Genomic DNA, 18,544 nt, shown 5'->3' on the forward strand with positions numbered 1-18,544 from the left:
TTATCCTTAATTATTAGAATTATTTGCTGCATTGATCATATTAGTCACAGTTGTTAATTGCTGATTAAGTTTATTTAAGATGCTCTCATATTGCAACCATTGATTTGCCATTGTATCATACCTTGTATCAATCAAAGTTTGAGTTGATTCTTTGGTTTGGGTTAAAGACTTAGTATCATTTGTTAAACTCTCATCATATTTTGTTAAAGAGCCATCTTTGCCTGTTATACCTTGTAAAGTTGTTTTAAGTTGTGCAAAAACACCCACACCTTCAACTGCCTCAGCAGCAATGCTCGTTTGGCTTAAGCCAAATTGTTTAAGAAATTCGCTATCTCCTTTTATGGCAAAATCAGAACTTCCGTCGGTTTTAAAATTAAGCTTATATCCTTTTTCTCCACCTTTTTCATAAGTTTCAACTTTAACTGTTAAACCTTCAATACCTTTGCTATTGATGTGATTAGCCAAATTTTGAAGCATTTCTTGTTCTGTACTACCTGTTAGTTTAAAAGTGGTTCCATCGGCATTTTTGGATAAATCATAAGTTTCAAAATTTGTAACAATTTGAAATTTTCCAGATTCAAAACTTATGCCTTTACCTTCTTCATCTTTGCCCCCTAAATACTCATCAAGACTGCCATTTTTAATTAAATCACCAGTATAGTTTATATCCTTGTATTGAGTAATGCCTGAAAAAAAGCTTTCAGTTAAATCAGGATTTTCTTTCATCTTGCTTTCAAAAGTGGAAGAGTCAAAATTTAGAGTTCCTGACTCAGTCATACTTAAACCATAGTCTTGTAAAGAAAGCATTACCTTAGCACTTACTTTATTTCCATTAGTATCTTCTACAGTACCATCAACTGATTGGGTTTTAAAAAGCGCAGAAATAATACTTGAGCGTATAGAGTTTACTTCGGTTACGCCTTGTAAAGAACCTTTGGTTCCTGTTTCGCTGTTATAGTCTGTAGCGGCATTAAGATTTAACACTAAATCATTATAGGCATCAACCATATCTTGCATAGCTTTGGTAACAGACTCACTATCTTGCTGAACATCAAAATTAATTTCACCTGTTTTATTTAAAGTCAAAGTAATACCTACACCAAGATCGGTTATAGTATTGCTCGATCTTGTCATCTTTATGCCATCCATGGTAAATTTAGCATCCTGAGCTTTTTGAATATGCAAAGGATTATCTTCGCTATCAATAATGCCAACACCTTTTTTACTTTTAGCAGGATCAAAATCTTCAGCTTTTAAAGCATCTTCATCGAGTTTCCAACCAAGACTTTCAAAAACACTTTTAGCATTTTCATCAACTTTGTATTTACCATTAGAATCTTTTGCACCCGGATAAAAGCTTATAGCACTATCTTCACCTGTCTCCTTACTCGTTAAGGTTAAGCGATAAGGTGCGTCTTTTTCTCCTGTATTTACCATCTTAGCTACAATTTCTCCACCCGTAGCAGTATTAATCTTATCAACTAAATCACTATAGGTTGTATTTTTATCTATAGTAACGCTATATTCTTTTCCATTAGAAAAAAAAGTTAAATTTGTAGGTTCTCTTAAACTTGCATTGATAATTCCTGTATCATTTACCAAACCCTTGCTTTGATAAACATCTTTTTGGGCAAGTTGAGTTACATTGATATTCATGCTTTGCAAAGCAACACCTGAAGTCACACTAAGGCTTGCAGGAGGATTATCAGTGATACTTGCTATAACCTTTCTTTTTGCAAAAGCCGTAGAGTCTCCTAAAGACGATACAGCTGCTTGAAAAGCAGAAAGCTTGGTTTTAAGCTCGGTTAAATCTTTTTGTTTGGTTGTATTTTCTTCGATTTTTTTAGTATAAGGATCAATACGAGCTTTTTGTTCTGCTTCTTTTAACTTGTCTAAGGTTTCTTGAGTTAAAACCCCAGAACCAAATCCTAAACTAGATAAACTACCAAATGCCATTTTTAACTCTCCTTATCAAATATCATTCCTATCACATCTCTAAAATACTCAGCTAATCTCATAGCTTCTTCGCTAGGAATTTGACGAATTTCCCTTCCAGTACTTTTTTCAGTCACGCTAATATACATAGAATTAATTTTATCACTATAACCAAAACGAACATTAGTATCTAAAGAATCCATTTGTTCATTTAACTTTTTTGTAATATCAGCTAACTTTTCATTCACACCTTGCTGTTGTCCATCATCGCCTCCTTGGCTTTGACTTCTATCGGTTTGAATGTTTGAACTAGCCTGTGTCTCGCTTGTTCTTTGGCTAATGTTTGCCAAAGCTGTATCCATTTGCCCATTTGCCTTCGATATTTCCATTTTAAAATCCTTTTTAAAATTTCTTATTTGCTTATTGCTAGTTACAAGCTTATATCGACAAATTTATAAAATTATGAACACCCTATAAAGAAAAATTTATTTTTCAATATAAAAAACAGTAAGCAAAAACTGTGCCAAAATTTTAAAAATATCTCAACTATCTTAAAAAATTTCAAATTTATTAAAAAGATCTGGATTATTTTCTAAGATATTACGCAAGATTAAATCTTCTATCACGCTTTTAGTGCAATCTGTTTGCTTAGGCCAAGTTCTTAAATAGCCCTCAGCTTCACCCTTAGCACTTGCATCCACTCCAAGTCTTTCTTCTTTGATAAAAATATCTCTTTTAGCATCAATATTATTTACCACACGCCAAACAAGCATATAAGGGTTTTCAAGCTTATTTTCGGTATCCAAAAATACTAAAATCCTAAAATGTTTTTTAAATTCTAAAAGTTTATTAAAACTTTGTTCGATTTTTTCTTTTTTATCAAGCAAAATGCAAACTATAGGACTTTTGCTTTCTTTATAAAATTGCTTTAAATTTAAAAGCTCTACCTTGGTTTTAAAAAGTTCTAACAATTTTTCATCTTCTAAAATTTCAAGCTCTTCTACTTGCGTTTCCTTACAAGCATCAAGTCCTGCTTTACCCCCAAAACAAGCATTAGGCGAAGCATGATCTAATTGATCGCAAATTCCTTCTGAAATTAAAATTTTCTTTGTATCAAAACGATTTAAGATATAAGGAATTAAAGCATCATAATCTTTCAAAGAAGGTGCATTTTTATCTACAAAAATCGCATGTTTAACAAAACTCATTTGCCCTACTCCCCAAAATGCATGCATAATTTGTTGCGCATGAGCGGGATATTTTGCATCGATTTTTGCTAAGATAAGATTATGAAAAACTCCATTTTCAGGCATATTATAATCAATTAAATCAGGTACTGAAGTTTGAAGCAAGGGTAAAAAAATTCTTTCGGTACCAAGTCCCATAATCTTATCTTCTAAAGGAGGCTTTCCTACAACCGTTGCTTGATAGATCGCATCTTTTTTAGTATAAATTTTTTCTACTTTCATCACAGGAAAAAGTTCAGCAGGAGTGTAAAAACCCGTATGATCTCCAAAAGGACCTTCGATTTTAAACTCTTCTAAATCCACATAACCTTCAATAACTACATCGCTATCATAAGGTACAAAAATACCATTTTCACAAGGGGTAAGTTTTGCAGGAGTTTTTTTAATAAAACCATAAAGCAAAAGTTCAAAAATTCCTTTAGGTAAAGGTGCTTGAGAACACCAAATATAAAGTGGATCTCCACCTATAGCTATACTTACAGGCATTTTTTTAAAACCAGCATTTTTGTATTCGTGATAAAAATTTGCCCCATCTTTATGAATTTGCCAATGCATTAAAAGTTCATTTTTATCACTCATTTGCAAACGATACATTCCAAGATTATTTTGAGTTTTATCTAAATTTTGCGTATAAACTTGCCCCATGGTGATAAATTTACCCGCATCATCTTCCCAAGTTCTAAGCACTGGAAGTTCTTCAAGAGAGTTTAAAATTTCATAATCATACAAGGCTTTATTTTTTTTCAGTCTTTTAGGAGGAACATTTTTAAAACTTAACAAATTCATAAAAAAATCCATTTTTGCTTTAAAACTCGTAGGAATATGAAGCTTGGTGAGTTTTGAAATTTCTTCAGCCACCTCTTCATAATCACGCCCAAAAGCTAAATTTAAAGCCTTTTCATTGCAAAAAGTATTCATCAAAACAGGAAATTTATATTGTTTATTTAATTTTTTATCTATAGGATTTTTAAACAATAAAGCCTTACCTTTTTCTCCTTTTTTAGCTTCTATATAGGCTAAATGAGCGATTTCAAGATCTACATCTACAGGCTCTTCAATTACCCTTAAAAGATCATTTTCTTTTAAAATTTGAATAAATTCTTTCATAGCATGCTCTCAGCTTTTTTTAAAAGTTCTTTAGCACCTTTAGCAATAAACTCCTTAGCCAAACTCTCTCCAAAACCTTTAAAATCATCTTTTTTAATCATTCTTTTATCTTTTAAAATTTCTCTTCCATCGGGTAGTCCAAGCACTGCACGCACACAAATTTCATCTCCTAAAAGCTCTGCGTTAATACCTATAGGAACTTGACAACCCCCTTCTAAAGTAGCAATAAATTCTCTTTCAATGCTTGTTTCAATCAAAGCATTTTCATCATTTAAACATTTTAAAAGTTCTAAAATTTTTTCATCATTTATACTTTCTATACCTAAAGCTCCTTGAGAGGCTGCAGGGATTAGTTCATCCTTGCTAAATTCATAAACAAAATTCACTTGCTTATCTAAGTTTAAGCGTTTAATTCCCGCCATTGCCAAAATAATCGCATCAAAATCATTATTTTTTAATTTCTCTATACGAGAATTAACATTACCACGCAAAGAAATAATCTCTAAATCAGGTCTTAACAATAAAAGCTGCATTTTACGTCTAAGACTAGTAGTGCCTATTTTTGCACCTTTTGGCAAAGAAAGAAAATCTTTATAATTTTGACTTAGCATGGCATCATTACTTTGCTCTCTTTTACTTACCGCTGCCAAAACTAAACCTTGAGGAAAAAAACTAGGCACATCTTTTAAACTATGCACCGCCAAATGTGCTTCTTTTCTTAGCATACTTTCTTCAAGTTCTTTTGTAAAAAGTCCTTTGCCGCCAATTTTTGCCAAAGGAGAATCCAGCAAAACATCACCTTTTGTTTTAAAACCTTCTAAAAGCACTTCAATTTGATGTGTATTTTTTAAAATTTGGGCTATATGTTCACTTTGCCAAAGAGCTAATTGACTTTTTCTTGTTGCGATAATAAGCTTCATTTTCTATCCTCTATAATTTCAACATCAATGATTTCTTCATTAGAATTTTGATACTCTTGCTTAGTGTATTGATATTTTGATTTAGTCATTATTTTCAAAGCAATACCAAAGAAAAATACAAAAATTCCAAAAACACTTGTAATAATCCCTGGAACAACAAGTAAAAACCCTGCGATAACAAAAGAAAATTGTGTTAACATATCCTTTAAGCCACCCATTTGAAATTCAAGCATATTTTTCCAAAAAATTCCCAATAAAACCGCACCAAAAATCATACTCAAAAGTATGAAAAATAAAAAATTACCAAAACCAAAAAACACTATAAAAAATATACTTGCAATAATTTCAAGTACAAATAAAGGGCTTAAACTTAATTTATAATTCATAACACTTTCTTTTTAAGAATTTCCATAAGTTCATCAGTTTTTATAAGTTCCTTTACTAAACCTTCTCTTTGGATAAACTCTATTTCATTATTTTCTAATCCTTTACCAATAACTAACGCATAAGGAAAACCCATAAGTTCAAAATCATTCATTTTGACCCCAAAACGCTCATTTCTATCATCAAGTAATACTTCTAATCCAAGATTGGTTAAATCCTCATAAAGCTTGTTAGCAAATTCTAAAGCCTTTTCATCTTTGAGATTTGAAACAATAATTTCAAGCACAAAAGGAGCTAAAGTTTTATTCCAAATACATCCTTTTTCATCATGACTTGCTTCAATAGCTACAGCCAACAAGCGTGAAACACCTATGCCGTAACATCCCATATAAAAAGGCTGACTTTTGCCATTTTCATCTAAAAAATTTGCATTCATCGCTTTGGAATATTTTTGCCCTAGTTTAAAAATATGCCCTACTTCTATACCTTTGCTTTGTTTTAATTTTGCTCCACATTTAGCACAGCAATCCCCTTCTTTAACTTCAATCAAATCTTTAAAACGATCTTTGTTTAAATTTACAACATCAATACCGATTAAATGATAATCTTTTTCATTTGCACCCATAATCATTTGCTTTTCGTTTTCAAGCTCAAAATCTATATAAAAATCTATATCTTTTAATCCCACAAAACCTATAAAACCGGCTACCAAACCAGCTTTTTCTAATTCTTCTTCGCTCGCATCAACTAGTTCAAGAGCACTACAAGCATTTTGAGCCTTGATTTCTTGCAAATCATCACTTCCTCTTATAAAAAACACAACTAATTTGCTTTCATTTTCGTAAATAGCTTTTTTTACCACTGCTTTAATCGTATAAAAAGCATTGATTTTAAAAAATTGTGCTAAAGAATCTATAGTTTTAATATTTGGAGTGTGAAATTTACTTGCATAATTTGCTTCAGGACGCTCATCTTGACAAGTTTTTTTAGCTCTTTTTGCAGCTTCAACATTAGCTGCATAATCACAATTTTCACAAATTAAAATATCATCTTCCCCATTTTTTGCTAAAACCATAAATTCCTTAGAACCACTTCCACCAATAGCCCCACTATCAGCTTCAACTGCTCTAAAATCAAGTCCCATTCTTTGTAAAATTTGAGAATAAGTTTTATACATAAGCTCAAACTCACGCCCTAAATCTTCTTCATTAGCATGAAAACTGTATCCATCTTTCATTAAAAATTCACGACATCTTAAAAGCCCAAATCTAGGTCTTGCTTCATCACGAAATTTAAGCCCAATTTGATATAAATGCAAAGGAAGTTGTTTATAGCTTGTGATTTTGTTTTTTACCAAAGAAAGCATAGCTTCTTCATGTGTTGGACCTAAAACAAATTCATTTTCTTTTCTGTCTTTAAAACGCAGAAGTTCTTTTCCAAAAACATTATAACGCCCACTTTCTTGCCACAAACTTGCAGGAGTGATAAAACTAAGATTTACTTCTTGTGCTCCAGCCTTATCCATTTCTTCTTTAACTATATTTTTAATCTTGTCTAAAACTCTTTTTCCCAAAGGCAAGAAATTATAAAGTCCACTACCAATTTGTTCTACAAAACCTGCACGCGTTAAAAAAATATGACTAGGTAAACTCGCATCTTTTGGCGCTTCTTTTAAGCTTGGTGCATAAAATTTAGTAAATCTCATCATTATTCTCCATATCAAATTCACATTTATATTGATTTAAACCTTCAAGATTATTTTGCAAATCAAAAACATAACGCATAGCATTAATCACTGTATCGCTTTGCATTTTACCTTGTAAATGCTTCAAATTTACAGTAGGCGTGTGTAAAAAAGCCTTAAAAACTTGATGAATCAACTTTCTAGCCTCTTCTTTGTCGGATTTTTTCAAGTATCCTTTTTTTAACGCAATTTCAAGTTGTTTATCTGCATATTCTTTAGCTTGCAAGCGTATAGCTTTGATAATAGGCATCAAAGCCAAATCGTTTAAATACCTAAAAAATTCACTTGTTTCACGGCCTATTATCCCATAAGCCATGCGAGCTTCTTGTTCTCTTAGTGCTAAATTTTTTTGAACTACAATCTCAAGATCATCTACAGCAAAAACAGATATATTTTCATTTTCATTAATATCAATATCCCTTGGAACTGCAATATCAAAAAAATACCTTTTGTAAGGAAGTTCTTCTATTAAAGAATTTGTAATAATAGCATTTGGTGCATTAGTAGCTGAGAAAAAAAACTCATATTGATTTAAATATTTTTTTAAATTTTCTAAACTATCATATTCGCTTAAAACACCAAGTCTCTCACACAAATCTTTAGCTTTTTGCAAGTCACGATTTAAAATAATCACTTTAGCACCAGCAGCAATTAAATGTTTTGCCGCAAGTTCTCCCATCTCTCCAGCTCCAATAACAACAGCTTTTTTTTGCGTTAAATCTGCAAGTTCTTTTGCTTTTGCTACGGCAACGCTAGCTACAGAAATAGGATTTTTAGAAATTTGAGTTTCATTGCGTACCTTAGCAGCACATTTAAAAGCACTATGTACCGCTCTTGAAAGATGTACTCCGCAAAAATTATTTTTTACAGCAAAAGCAAAGGCATCTTTTAATTGCCCCGCTATCTGAGTTTCTCCAACCACCAAACTATCCAAAGAACTTGCTACGGAAAAAAGATGGTGGATTGCTCCACTATCTTCAAAAATATCAGCTTTTTCAAGTAAAATATCTTTATCCACATCACAAAGCAAAGCCAAAGATTTAACAATAAACTCCGCACAGGCCATTTTTACAAAAGCAACAATTTCAACACGATTGCAAGTGCTTATAACCAAACATTCTTCAATATTTTCATGAGTACTAATGACTTTTAAAAACTCACTTTTTTTAGCTTCATTGGAAAAGCTTAACTTTTCTCTTAAGGTAATATCTGTATTTTTATGAGTAAAAGATATACAATAATACATTAAAATTCCCTATCTATCATAGCTTTAATAATATCATTAAGCTTGTTATTATCATATTTTTCAATCGCTTTACTAGCCTTTTTTGCATAAGTTTTAGCTTTCAAAATAGCTTTTTCCAAAGCTTTTTGTTCTTCAAATTTAGTTTTTAACCATTCTTTTTCATTTTCATTTAAATCTTTTTTAAATAAAGTCTGCAAATATGTCCTATCTTGTTCTTGCAAATTTTCATAAAGATAAATATAGGGTAAGGTAGTTTTACCCTCTTTAAAATCATTCATAGCAGGTTTTCCAAGAATTTTTTCATCGCTCTTAATATCTAAAATATCATCAATCATCTGAAAAGCGAGTCCTAAATTTTTACCATATTCTGCAAAATCTTTTTCATATAATCCAGCCAAAATAGCTCCGCATCTCGCACTTGCTTCGATCAAAACAGCTGTTTTATTATAAATCATTTTCAAATAAGCTTCTTTATTGATATTAAATTTCTCTCCCAAATCAACATCCATAAGTTCGCCTATAGCAAGCTTTACAACAGCATCTGAAATAATACTTGCAAATCTAGCATCCATTTTGCTTAATTCATAAAAGGCTTTGGAATACAAAATATCGCCCAACATAAGAGCATTTTTTGTACCAAATTCAGCATTAACAGATCTTGCTCCACGTCTTAACTCACTCTCATCAATAATATCATCATGTAACAAACTAGCAAGATGTATCAATTCTATAGCTGCGCAAATTTTAAAAGCAATCTCACTCTCATCTGCGATAGCTAATAATAATTTAGAACGTAATTTTTTTCCTGATTTTACATTTGAAAGCATATTTAAAATAGGTTCATAGCCAAGCTCTTGTAAAAACTGTTTTATTAATTCATCTATTTTTTGCACTATCTTTTCCTTGTTAATTACTATTATTATTTTCTTTGCTTGTTAATGGTTTTACCTGAGGTTCGTTAAAATTAATCATAGGAACAACCTGATTATTTTGCGGTGGATTTTGTAAAGCTTTTTTTCTTGGATCTAAAAATTCTACCATTAAGCGAGATTCCTTATCTTCTATATAAACCGTAAAAGTTGCCAAACCTTTATTATAAGCACTAAATTCTAAAATCAGTCTTGCTCTATCAATATGTGGATTAGTATAATCAGGTATTAAAGTTTGAGTTACCCAATCCAAATTTCTTCTTAAACTCATCACAAATTGACGCGGATATTTGCGAAATTTCGAATGTACGATGATATTAGTATTATCAAACAAAGTCCAATAAAAATCAAAATTTTGCACCTTATCTTCATAGCCTATTTCTTTAATCTGCACACTAGCTCTCTCATCTTTTTTAAGTATAAATTTATAAGTATAATCAAAAGTTGGTTCAGATGCTAAAACATTGCTAAAAATAAAAAAAATACAAATTAAACAAGGGCTTATTTTAAACAATTTTAGCCTTCGTGTCCTAAAATTTTTGCGCCTAATTCTATATAAATATCATTTTGCCTTTCTTCTATAAAATCACCATTTTCTAATATGAAATTTTTTACATCCATTTCTGTTAAACCTTGTTTTTCTAAAAGTTCTACCATGGCAATATGATCAGCAAAAAATTCCTCAAAAACTTTTTCTAAGGCTCCTAAATTTCCATTTTGTATAATTTCTATAAATTTTTCTTTTGGAGTTTTATTAAACATTTCATCAAAAAAATCCATTAATTTTCCTTGAAAATATAAGTTTTTGATTATAAAATTTTAATCGTTAAAAGTAGCTAAATTAAAATAATTAAAATTTAAATTTTATTTGCAATATGTAAAATTTTAGAAGTTAAATTCCGCATGGTGCGGAATTTATTATGAATGTGGTTTTGCTTGAGTGGCGTATTTTACACCCAAATCAAAAGCTTTAGCATTTGCATCACGAGTTTTTGCAGGAACCATATGAAGCATAGTTTCCTTTAAAACATCTAAATCTATACATTTGCTCATATAAGCAGCAATTGCAAGTGCTACAACTGATTGAGTAGCCACATTTCCTACCTCATCTTTAGCTATGGTAATAATAGGAATTTCAAAAATTTGCCATTTTTTATAATCTTCACTTTCAGGATGCACCAAATTTGGCTCTACAACTATGATGCCTCCTTCTTTTACACCGCCACGAAAACCTTTATAGCCCTTATCTGCAGTCGAAAGCATAAAGTCTATCTCCCCTTCTACAGCATAAGGAAATAAAATTTCTTTATCATCAATGATAATATCCACTTTAGTAGGACCGCCACGTACTTGTGAAGTATAAGTTGAAGCCTTAAAAGCTTGACGGCCTTCTTTAATGGCTGCTTCTGCTAAAATTTCTCCTGCAGTGATAACACCTTGTCCGCCTTCACCGCCAAATCTTAATTGATATTTCATTTTAAAGCTCCTAAATCCACCATTCTTTTTTCTTTGGCTGCACGACGTACTTCTTCATAAGCGCGGCAGTATTCTGGCTGAGAATTATCTTCATGTAAAATTCCTGTTGGAAATTTATCTTTTCTTTCTTCAAAATCCATGCTTTCAAATTTAGCTTTATCCACAACGCGATTTTTAATCCAATCAAGCATAGCTACAGCTTCGCCCATTTTGTTTTTTCTACCTAGATTGATATGACAATTTGAAAAAACATCTACAAAACTATAACCCTTATGCGCTAAAGCCTTATAAATTAAATTTTCAAGCTTATTAGCTTCGATCACATTACCCCTTGCCACAAAAGAAGCTCCTGCAGCTTTAGTTAATTCACACGCATCAAAATTTGGATCAATATTTCCAAATTGAGCTGTTACTGTATAAAAACCTTTTGGAGTAGTTGGACTTGTTTGAGAATTCGTAAGTCCATAGATAAAATTATTGATCACAATATGTGTTAAATCGATATTTCTACGACAACCATGTATGGTATGATTTCCACCAATTGCCAAAGTATCCCCATCTCCACTTACTACAATAACATGTTTACTAGGATTGGCTAATTTAATACCTGTTGCATAAGCTATGGCTCTACCATGAGTTGTATGAACTGTATTGCAATTTACATAAGAACTCATTCTACCACTACAACCTATACCCGAAACAAGACAAACATCATCCATATTCCAACCAAGTTTTTCTATTGCACGGATAATACATTTTAAAACAACACCATCGCCACATCCCCAGCACCACTGAGTAGGCATTTTATCTACTCTTAGATATTCATCATAATTAAAAGCCATTTATATACTCTCCTTTACCTTAGCAATAATTTCACTTGGAGTGATAGGACGACCATTTGCACGGTGCAAGCTAATAAAATCGCGACGCGAAGTTACTCTTTCAATCTCTTCAAGATATTGCCCCATATTAAGCTCGCTTACCATTACTTTTTTAAATTTGCTTACAACTTCAGCGATTTTTTTCTCAGCCACTGGATAAAGAGTAATTGGACGGAAAAGTCCCACTTTAATCCCTTGTTCTCTTAATCTTTGTATAGCTTCTTTTGCTGAACGACTCACGCTTCCATAAGCAATGATTAAAAATTCAGCATCATCAAGCATATACTCTTCATAAGAACAAATATCTTCTTGATTGTTTTTAATTTTACCTATGAGTCTTTCCATATTTTTTTTCACTATGACTCCATCTTCAGTTGGAAAACCTATATCTCCATGATGAAGTCCTGTAACATGATAACGATAACCTGTAAAGAAAGGATTTAAAGTTGCAGGCTCATTTTCTCCTGCTGCATAAGGTTTATAATCCTTTTTATCTCCTTCAAATTTTTTACGGTTATAAACTTTAATATCTTTTAAATCAGGTAAAACCGCTTTACCATTCATGTGCCCTACAGTTTCATCCATAAGCAAAAATACTGGAGTCATATATTTTTCAGCTAAATTAAACGCTCTAATGGTTTCTATATAAGCTTCTTCAAGACTTGCAGGAGCAATAGCAATACTTGCAAAATCCCCATGAGTTGGTGCTTTAGCTTGAAACAAATCTCCTTGTGCTACACGAGTTGGAAGACCTGTCGAAGGACCACCTCTCATAACATTTACAATCACAAGTGGAATTTCAGCAATAAATGCAAGTCCTATTTGCTCTGCTTTTAAAGAAATTCCTGGACCGCTACTTGCAGTCATGGATTTTACTCCACTCATTGCCGCACCAATAGCCACGCTAATACCTGAAATTTCATCTTCCATTTGTATAAAAGTTCCATCATTTGCAGGAAGCATATGACTTAGCTCGTGAGCTATCTCACTACTAGGGGTAATAGGATAGCCTCCAAAAAATTTACATCCACAATCAATCGCAGCTTTGGCGATTAAAACATTACCTGTTGCTATAACTTCTCTCATTATTTTTCCTATGTTAATTTTTTGTATTTGTTATTTTTTACGGCTACAGCTCTATCTTTAGCCTCAGCAGTAAGTTTGGCAAATTTAAATTCATCTCTTTTTGCCACCATAATAGCAAAATCAGGGCAATGTGTCTCACACTCGGTACAGCCTATACAGGATTCAGGGTGTACCACCTCTATCATTTGTCCTAAAACCGCATGCACATCATCGCGCATAGCTAAAACCCCAGCGGGGCAATAGCTAACACAAATATTACATGCTTTGCATCTATGCTCATCTACCCAAACAGGGGTATCTTTTGGAGCTGTCATACTCATGTTTTTCCTTTATCAACCTAATATTTTTTGAATTTCTTCACCAATTAAAGCCGGAGAATCCACCACATGAATTCCGTAACTTTTCAAAGCTTCTTTTTTAGCCGCAGCACTTTCATCAGCACTTCCTACTATGGCACCTGCATGCCCCATTCTTTTACCTTTTGGAGCAGTTGCGCCTGCAATGAATGCTACCACAGGTTTGCTAATATTTTCTTTAATAAATTTAGCTGCTTCCACTTCCAAACTACCACCAATTTCACCTATCATTACAATAGCTTTAGTTTCATCATCTTTTTGGAATTCACTTAAAAGTTCTTTATAAGCAAGACCTATGATAGGATCACCACCAATTCCTACTGCAGTAGAAATTCCATAACCACCTTGAACTACCTGATTAGCAGCTTCATAAGTTAAAGTTCCACTTTTTGAAATAAGCCCCACGCAACCTTTTTTAAAAATAAAACCTGGCATAATACCTAATTTGCATTCTTCAGAAGTGATAATACCTGGACAATTTGGTCCAATGATTTTCATACCCTTTTTATTGGCATATTGCTTAGCAAACATCATATCTTTTACAGGCGTATGCTCGGTGATTACAACTGCAAGCTTAATACCCGCATCAGCTGCTTCAATCACGCTATCACCCACAGCAAAAGCAGGTACAAAGATCAAGCTCACATCAGCCTTTGTTGCTTTAACCGCATCTACAACGGTATCAAAAACTGGTTTACCTAAATGAGTTTGTCCGCCTTTATGAGGGGTGACACCTCCAACTATATTTGTACCATAAGCCATGCATTGCTCAGCGTGAAAAGTTGCTTCTTTACCTGTAAAACCTTGAACTATTACTTTTGTATTTTTATTAACCAATATACTCATTTTCTATCCTTATCCTACTAAACTTTTTACAAGCTCTGCACCATTTTTAAGATTGGTTGCTGCTTTGATATTTTTAAGATTTGAATTATCTAAAATTGTCTTTGCTTCTGCTGCGTTAGTGCCATCAAGACGCACTACAATTGGAATATTTACCTCAACATTCTTAGTAGCTTCTAAAATTCCATTTGCTATCCTATCACAACGAACAATACCACCAAAGATATTGATAAATATAACTTTTACATTCTTATCTCTTAAAATGATTTCAAAAGCCTTTGCAACAGTTTCAGGAGAAGCTCCCCCGCCTACATCTAAGAAATTTGCAGGTTTTGCACCACTATAATTAATAATATCCATAGTTGCCATTGCTAGACCCGCACCATTTACCATACAAGCTACATCTCCATCTAATTTCACATAGCTTAAGCCAAATTCAGCCGCTTCTCTTTCAGCAGGATTTTCTTCAGTAATATCTCTAAGTTCAGCAATTTCAGGATGACGATAAAGCGCACTATCATCAAAACTGCATTTTGCATCAAGGGCATAAAAATCCCCTTCTGCAGTTTTAATTAAAGGATTGATTTCAAGCATATTCATATCTTTATCCATGTAAAGCTTATAAAGTTTAGCTATCATAGAAATGAGTTTTTTGCCTTCATCTTTATCAAGTCCTAAAACTCTCGCTACTTCAAGTCCATGAAACATTTTAAAACCAATTTGTGGATCAATGCCTACTTTTGCAATTTTTTCAGGACTTTCTTTGGCTACTTTTTCTATATCCATCCCTCCTTCACTTGAAGCGATAATGGTAATTTGCTCTGCCATTCTATTAAATAAAATAGCCAAATAATACTCTTTTACTATATTAGCGCCACTTTCTATATAAAGTTTTTGCACGAGCTTACCTTCAGGTCCTGTTTGATGAGTTACTAAATTCATTCCTAAAATTTTACTTGCATAATCTTTTACCTCATCTAAATTTTTAGCGATTTTAACACCACCACCAAGACCACGGCCTCCTGCATGAATTTGAGCTTTAACCGCCCAAACACTACCGCCTAATTCTTTAGCATTAGCCACAGCTTCATCTACGCTAAATGCAACTTTTCCCTTTAAGGTAGGGATACCATTATCCGCAAAAATTGCTTTTGCTTGATACTCATGTATGTTCATTTATTCTCCTTTATATTGATATTTGATTAAAGATTTTTCCAATTTGTCTTTTTCTTGTGAACTAAGATCTAATCTCATGATTTCAATCACACCTTCAAGTCCTAATCTTGCCATAACTCCCAAGGCTTTGTTTTGCACTCCAAATTCTCCATGTAAAATCACACTCATGGGTAAAAACTCGCCACTTCTTATGGACTCAAGCATTCTTATGCAAGCACTAGCAGGGGCTAAATAAGCTGAAGTTTTAAGATGTTTGATTACTTTAGCTCCACCTGTTTTAACTTCATTTTCCAAATCATCAAATTCTTCTTCATTTAAAAATTCGCTTATATTTTTATTTTTAACACTTGCGTAAGATTTTACCAAAACCATATCATCATTATGAAAACCAATAAGTCTTGTATCCACGCTTGACATTTTGACATTAAGTTTTTTGGCAAGCTCATACTTAAATCTTGCATTGTCTAAAACTCCCGCCATGGCTATAATTTTCTTTGATGAAAAAATTCCGCTTTCATAAAGAGTATTAAGTAGAAAATCCACAGGATTAGTTAAAATAATAAAAAGCGGATCTTCTGTAAAATCTTTAATTTTTTTAGCGCAATCAAGCATAATGTTTGTATTCAACTGAAGCAATTCTTCTCTACTTTGCCCATCTTTTCTAGCAAAACCTGCACTAAAAAGCACTATATCTGAATTTTTGGTATGAGTATAATCTTTAGTGCAAAGTAAATCTATATTTAAATTTAAAGCAGCTATGCTTTGAGTAAGTTCTAGTTCTTTTGCATAAAGTAAATCCTCATTGATATCTACTAAAACAATTTCATTTGCTATTTCTCTTAAAATCAAAGCATAAGCTACGCTTGAGCCCACATTACCAGCCCCTATAACAGTAATTTTCATCTTTGTCCTATTTTTTCTAAAATAGCGTTAAAAGTTGCACTTGGACGCATGATTTTATTTGCTTTTTCATCATCAAATTTATAATATCCACCCAAATCCACTTTCACACCTTGTGCATCATTAAATTCGGCTCTGATTTTTTCTTCATTAGAAGAAAGCTCTAGGGCAATATCTTTAAAAAAGCTTTGAAGCTCCATATCACTTGCTTGTCTTGCTAAATGATTTGCAAAATACATTGCTAAGTAAAAATGACTTGTTCTATTGTCATCTTCTTTAACTTTTCTTGATGGAGCTTTATTATTTTCAAGCCATTCGCCTATAGCCTCATCAAGACATTCTGCTAAAACCTTAGCTTTATGATTACTACACTTATTTGCATAAAATTCCAAACTTGCTTGCAAAGCCAAAAATTCACCCAAACTATCCCAACGCAGATGATTTTCTTCGACTAATTGTTCTACTTGTTTAGGTGCTGAACCCCCTGCTCCTGTTTCAAACATAGCTCCACCCTTTAACATAGGCACAACAGAAAGCATTTTTGCACTTGTTCCAAGCTCTAAAATAGGAAAAAGATCGGTTAAATAATCCCTTAAAACATTACCCGTGATAGAAATAACATCTTTACCTTCTCGGATTAACTCTAAACTTCTTAAACAAGCTTCTTTTGGAGCTAAAATGGCTATATTTCTACCCTTTTCTTTTAAACGATTTTGCACCAAAGTTATCATGATTTTATTACTAGCTCTTTTGCTATCTAACCAAAAAATAGCTTCGGCTCCACTAAGTTCTGATCTTTCTATACCTAAATCAATCCAATTTAGCACCGCATCAAATTTAGCCTGATTAACTCTATAAATATCACCTTTTCTAACCTTATGTTCTAATAAAACTTTACCGTTAGAAACTATTTTAAAAGCTCCTTCTTCTTTAGCCACAAAGGTTTTATCGTGCGAGCCATATTCTTGGGCCTTTTTAGCCATTAAACCTACATTAGATACACTGCCAAGTTTTGAAGGATTTAAAGTACCATTTTTATGCAAATCTTCAATAACTGCTTCATAAATAGTTGCGTAAGTTTGATCAGGAATTACGGCATTTGTGTCCTTTTCCTTACCTTCCTTATCCCACAATCTTGCGCCATTTTTAAGCATTGCAGGCATAGAAGCATCAACAATAACATCGCTTGGAATATGAAGATTTGTAATGCCTTTATCTGAATTTACCATAGAAATATCTGCAGATTTAGCTAAAATTTCATTGTATTTTTTTAAAATTTCATCTTTTTTACTTGAATTTTCGATCTTACTTAAAAGCTCACTTAAACCATTATTTGGATTAATACCTAATTTTTCAAATTCATCTTGAAATTCGATAAATAATTCTTTAAAAAATACTTTTACCGCATAACCAAAAAGTATAGGATCACTTACTTTCATCATTGTAGCTTTTAAATGCAAAGAAAAAAGCACATCATCATCTTTGCTTGCTTTAATTTCTTTTGCATAAAATTCCTGAAGTTTTTGCACATCCATAAAAGTAGCGTCTAAAATTTCATTTTTTTCAAGTTTTAAGTCCTCTTTTAAAATTTCATTTTTACCATCAATACTTGTAAATTCTATATTAGCCACACAATCTTGATCGATTAAAACCGCTTTTTCATTAGAGAAAAAATCCCCTTCTTTCATGTAAGAAACACGAGTTTTTGAGTTTGGATTAAACTCAACCGCACGATAAGGATTGTTTTTTGCATAGTCTTTTACTGCTTTTGTTGAACGACGATCTGAATTTCCTTGTCTTAATACAGGATTAACCGCTGAACCTAAAACTTTTTGATATTTTGTTTTAATTTGCAATTCTTCATTATTTTTTGGCTCATCTGGGTAATTTGGTAACATATAACCCTTAACTTGCAATTCTTTAATCGCCGCCTTAAGCTGAGGAATAGAAGCTGAAATATTTGGGGTTTTAATAAGATTTGCATCCGATCTTTTGACAAGCTCGCCTAAAAGCCCTAAAGCATCTTCACATCTTTGTTCCTCTTTTAAATACTCACTAAAAGTAGCTAAAATCCTTCCAGATAAAGAAATATCCGAGGTTTTTACTTCTATATGCGCTCTACTTAAAAAAGCTTTCACTATAGGCAAAAACGAATAAGTCGCAAGAGCTGGGGACTCATCTGTTAAGGTATAAGTAATTTGCATTTTTAGTCCTTTAAAAACTTATTTTTATTTTCATTTTTAAGTATATTACAAATAAAAAAAAATGCAAGAGTAAGTTTAAAGTTTGTTTTAGTTTTCAAACAAACTTTAAA

Annotated in this window: 18 protein-coding genes; all 18 read right to left on the reverse strand. The window is 32.4% G+C overall.

Translation table 11 applies throughout. From position 1 onward, the window contains the following. Positions 1 to 6: 6 nt before the first annotated feature. The 18 genes from fliD to AJ939_RS07955 all read right to left on the reverse strand — a co-directional run bounded on the left by fliD (position 7) and on the right by AJ939_RS07955 (position 18,434). The gene (fliD, locus tag AJ939_RS07870; RefSeq protein ID WP_070276560.1) at positions 7 to 1,956 is read right to left on the reverse strand and encodes a flagellar filament capping protein FliD; all 1,950 of its coding nucleotides are present in this window, start codon (positions 1,954 to 1,956) and stop codon (positions 7 to 9) included. Between the two features lie 2 nt (positions 1,957 to 1,958). Continuing rightward, the gene (locus tag AJ939_RS07875; RefSeq protein WP_002933458.1) at positions 1,959 to 2,324 is read right to left on the reverse strand and encodes a FlaG family protein; all 366 of its coding nucleotides are present in this window, start codon (positions 2,322 to 2,324) and stop codon (positions 1,959 to 1,961) included. Between the two features lie 162 nt (positions 2,325 to 2,486). Continuing rightward, positions 2,487 to 4,289 (reverse strand): menaquinone biosynthesis decarboxylase, encoded by a 1,803-nt coding sequence (locus tag AJ939_RS07880; protein ID WP_070276562.1) that lies wholly within the window; start codon positions 4,287 to 4,289, stop codon positions 2,487 to 2,489. Then, the gene (gene hemC, locus AJ939_RS07885) at positions 4,286 to 5,209 is read right to left on the reverse strand and encodes a hydroxymethylbilane synthase (RefSeq protein ID WP_070276563.1); all 924 of its coding nucleotides are present in this window, start codon (positions 5,207 to 5,209) and stop codon (positions 4,286 to 4,288) included. Before hemC ends, AJ939_RS07880 begins: the two co-directional genes overlap by 4 nt. Next, positions 5,206 to 5,595: an FxsA family membrane protein gene (gene fxsA, locus AJ939_RS07890; protein ID WP_002861266.1), complete on the reverse strand. Its 390-nt coding sequence runs from the start codon at positions 5,593 to 5,595 to the stop codon at positions 5,206 to 5,208. The genes hemC and fxsA overlap by 4 nt, the downstream gene beginning before the upstream one ends. Further along, positions 5,592 to 7,301, reverse strand: a complete 1,710-nt coding sequence (locus AJ939_RS07895; protein ID WP_079860518.1) for a proline--tRNA ligase — start codon at positions 7,299 to 7,301, stop codon at positions 5,592 to 5,594. Before AJ939_RS07895 ends, fxsA begins: the two co-directional genes overlap by 4 nt. After that, on the reverse strand, positions 7,285 to 8,583 hold the full coding sequence (gene hemA / locus AJ939_RS07900; protein ID WP_070276565.1) for a glutamyl-tRNA reductase: 1,299 nt from the start codon (positions 8,581 to 8,583) through the stop codon (positions 7,285 to 7,287). Before hemA ends, AJ939_RS07895 begins: the two co-directional genes overlap by 17 nt. Beyond that, complete coding sequence (locus AJ939_RS07905; RefSeq protein ID WP_044778758.1) at positions 8,583 to 9,476, reverse strand: hexaprenyl-diphosphate synthase; 894 nt, start codon at positions 9,474 to 9,476, stop codon at positions 8,583 to 8,585. Before AJ939_RS07905 ends, hemA begins: the two co-directional genes overlap by 1 nt. 13 nt (positions 9,477 to 9,489) lie before the next feature. Further along, positions 9,490 to 10,026, reverse strand: a complete 537-nt coding sequence (locus AJ939_RS07910) for a hypothetical protein (RefSeq protein ID WP_044778759.1) — start codon at positions 10,024 to 10,026, stop codon at positions 9,490 to 9,492. A 2-nt stretch (positions 10,027 to 10,028) separates the two neighbouring features. After that, positions 10,029 to 10,292: a DUF2018 family protein gene (locus tag AJ939_RS07915; RefSeq protein ID WP_002854834.1), complete on the reverse strand. Its 264-nt coding sequence runs from the start codon at positions 10,290 to 10,292 to the stop codon at positions 10,029 to 10,031. 138 nt (positions 10,293 to 10,430) lie between these two features. After that, positions 10,431 to 10,988, reverse strand: a complete 558-nt coding sequence (locus tag AJ939_RS07920) for a 2-oxoacid:acceptor oxidoreductase family protein (RefSeq protein ID WP_002870949.1) — start codon at positions 10,986 to 10,988, stop codon at positions 10,431 to 10,433. Next, entirely contained in the window at positions 10,985 to 11,830 is an 846-nt protein-coding gene (locus AJ939_RS07925) for a 2-oxoglutarate ferredoxin oxidoreductase subunit beta (RefSeq protein WP_070240561.1), read from the reverse strand. Before AJ939_RS07925 ends, AJ939_RS07920 begins: the two co-directional genes overlap by 4 nt. Further along, the gene (locus AJ939_RS07930; protein ID WP_070276566.1) at positions 11,831 to 12,955 is read right to left on the reverse strand and encodes a 2-oxoglutarate synthase subunit alpha; all 1,125 of its coding nucleotides are present in this window, start codon (positions 12,953 to 12,955) and stop codon (positions 11,831 to 11,833) included. It abuts the gene before it with no gap. 8 nt (positions 12,956 to 12,963) lie between these two features. After that, positions 12,964 to 13,275 (reverse strand): 4Fe-4S binding protein, encoded by a 312-nt coding sequence (locus tag AJ939_RS07935; RefSeq protein WP_070276568.1) that lies wholly within the window; start codon positions 13,273 to 13,275, stop codon positions 12,964 to 12,966. 12 nt (positions 13,276 to 13,287) lie between these two features. Continuing rightward, a complete protein-coding gene (sucD, locus tag AJ939_RS07940) occupies positions 13,288 to 14,157 on the reverse strand; it encodes a succinate--CoA ligase subunit alpha (RefSeq protein ID WP_044779927.1) in 870 nt (289 codons plus the stop codon). A gap of 9 nt (positions 14,158 to 14,166) precedes the next feature. Continuing rightward, a complete protein-coding gene (sucC, locus tag AJ939_RS07945) occupies positions 14,167 to 15,330 on the reverse strand; it encodes an ADP-forming succinate--CoA ligase subunit beta (RefSeq protein ID WP_002855069.1) in 1,164 nt (387 codons plus the stop codon). Continuing rightward, positions 15,331 to 16,233 (reverse strand): malate dehydrogenase, encoded by a 903-nt coding sequence (locus AJ939_RS07950; protein WP_053872536.1) that lies wholly within the window; start codon positions 16,231 to 16,233, stop codon positions 15,331 to 15,333. Further along, on the reverse strand, positions 16,230 to 18,434 hold the full coding sequence (locus AJ939_RS07955; RefSeq protein WP_070276570.1) for an NADP-dependent isocitrate dehydrogenase: 2,205 nt from the start codon (positions 18,432 to 18,434) through the stop codon (positions 16,230 to 16,232). Before AJ939_RS07955 ends, AJ939_RS07950 begins: the two co-directional genes overlap by 4 nt. Between the last annotated feature and the right edge of the window lie 110 nt (positions 18,435 to 18,544).

The organism is Campylobacter sp. BCW_6889, assembly GCF_001762535.1.
In the GTDB taxonomy this organism is placed as follows: Bacteria; Campylobacterota; Campylobacteria; order Campylobacterales; family Campylobacteraceae; genus Campylobacter_D; species Campylobacter_D jejuni.

Excerpts from the sequence above, each read along its gene's own strand:
- fliD (WP_070276560.1), bottom strand. The coding sequence starts at position 1,956 with ATGGCATTTGGTAGTTTATCTAGTTTAGGATTTGGTTCTGGGGTTTTA.
- AJ939_RS07875 (WP_002933458.1), bottom strand. The coding sequence starts at position 2,324 with ATGGAAATATCGAAGGCAAATGGGCAAATGGATACAGCTTTGGCAAAC.
- AJ939_RS07880 (WP_070276562.1), bottom strand. The coding sequence starts at position 4,289 with ATGAAAGAATTTATTCAAATTTTAAAAGAAAATGATCTTTTAAGGGTA.
- hemC (WP_070276563.1), bottom strand. The coding sequence starts at position 5,209 with ATGAAGCTTATTATCGCAACAAGAAAAAGTCAATTAGCTCTTTGGCAA.
- fxsA (WP_002861266.1), bottom strand. The coding sequence starts at position 5,595 with ATGAATTATAAATTAAGTTTAAGCCCTTTATTTGTACTTGAAATTATT.
- AJ939_RS07895 (WP_079860518.1), bottom strand. The coding sequence starts at position 7,301 with ATGATGAGATTTACTAAATTTTATGCACCAAGCTTAAAAGAAGCGCCA.
- hemA (WP_070276565.1), bottom strand. The coding sequence starts at position 8,583 with ATGTATTATTGTATATCTTTTACTCATAAAAATACAGATATTACCTTA.
- AJ939_RS07915 (WP_002854834.1), bottom strand. The coding sequence starts at position 10,292 with ATGGATTTTTTTGATGAAATGTTTAATAAAACTCCAAAAGAAAAATTT.
- AJ939_RS07920 (WP_002870949.1), bottom strand. The coding sequence starts at position 10,988 with ATGAAATATCAATTAAGATTTGGCGGTGAAGGCGGACAAGGTGTTATC.
- AJ939_RS07925 (WP_070240561.1), bottom strand. The coding sequence starts at position 11,830 with ATGGCTTTTAATTATGATGAATATCTAAGAGTAGATAAAATGCCTACT.
- AJ939_RS07930 (WP_070276566.1), bottom strand. The coding sequence starts at position 12,955 with ATGAGAGAAGTTATAGCAACAGGTAATGTTTTAATCGCCAAAGCTGCG.
- AJ939_RS07935 (WP_070276568.1), bottom strand. The coding sequence starts at position 13,275 with ATGAGTATGACAGCTCCAAAAGATACCCCTGTTTGGGTAGATGAGCAT.
- sucD (WP_044779927.1), bottom strand. The coding sequence starts at position 14,157 with ATGAGTATATTGGTTAATAAAAATACAAAAGTAATAGTTCAAGGTTTT.
- sucC (WP_002855069.1), bottom strand. The coding sequence starts at position 15,330 with ATGAACATACATGAGTATCAAGCAAAAGCAATTTTTGCGGATAATGGT.
- AJ939_RS07950 (WP_053872536.1), bottom strand. The coding sequence starts at position 16,233 with ATGAAAATTACTGTTATAGGGGCTGGTAATGTGGGCTCAAGCGTAGCT.
- AJ939_RS07955 (WP_070276570.1), bottom strand. The coding sequence starts at position 18,434 with ATGCAAATTACTTATACCTTAACAGATGAGTCCCCAGCTCTTGCGACT.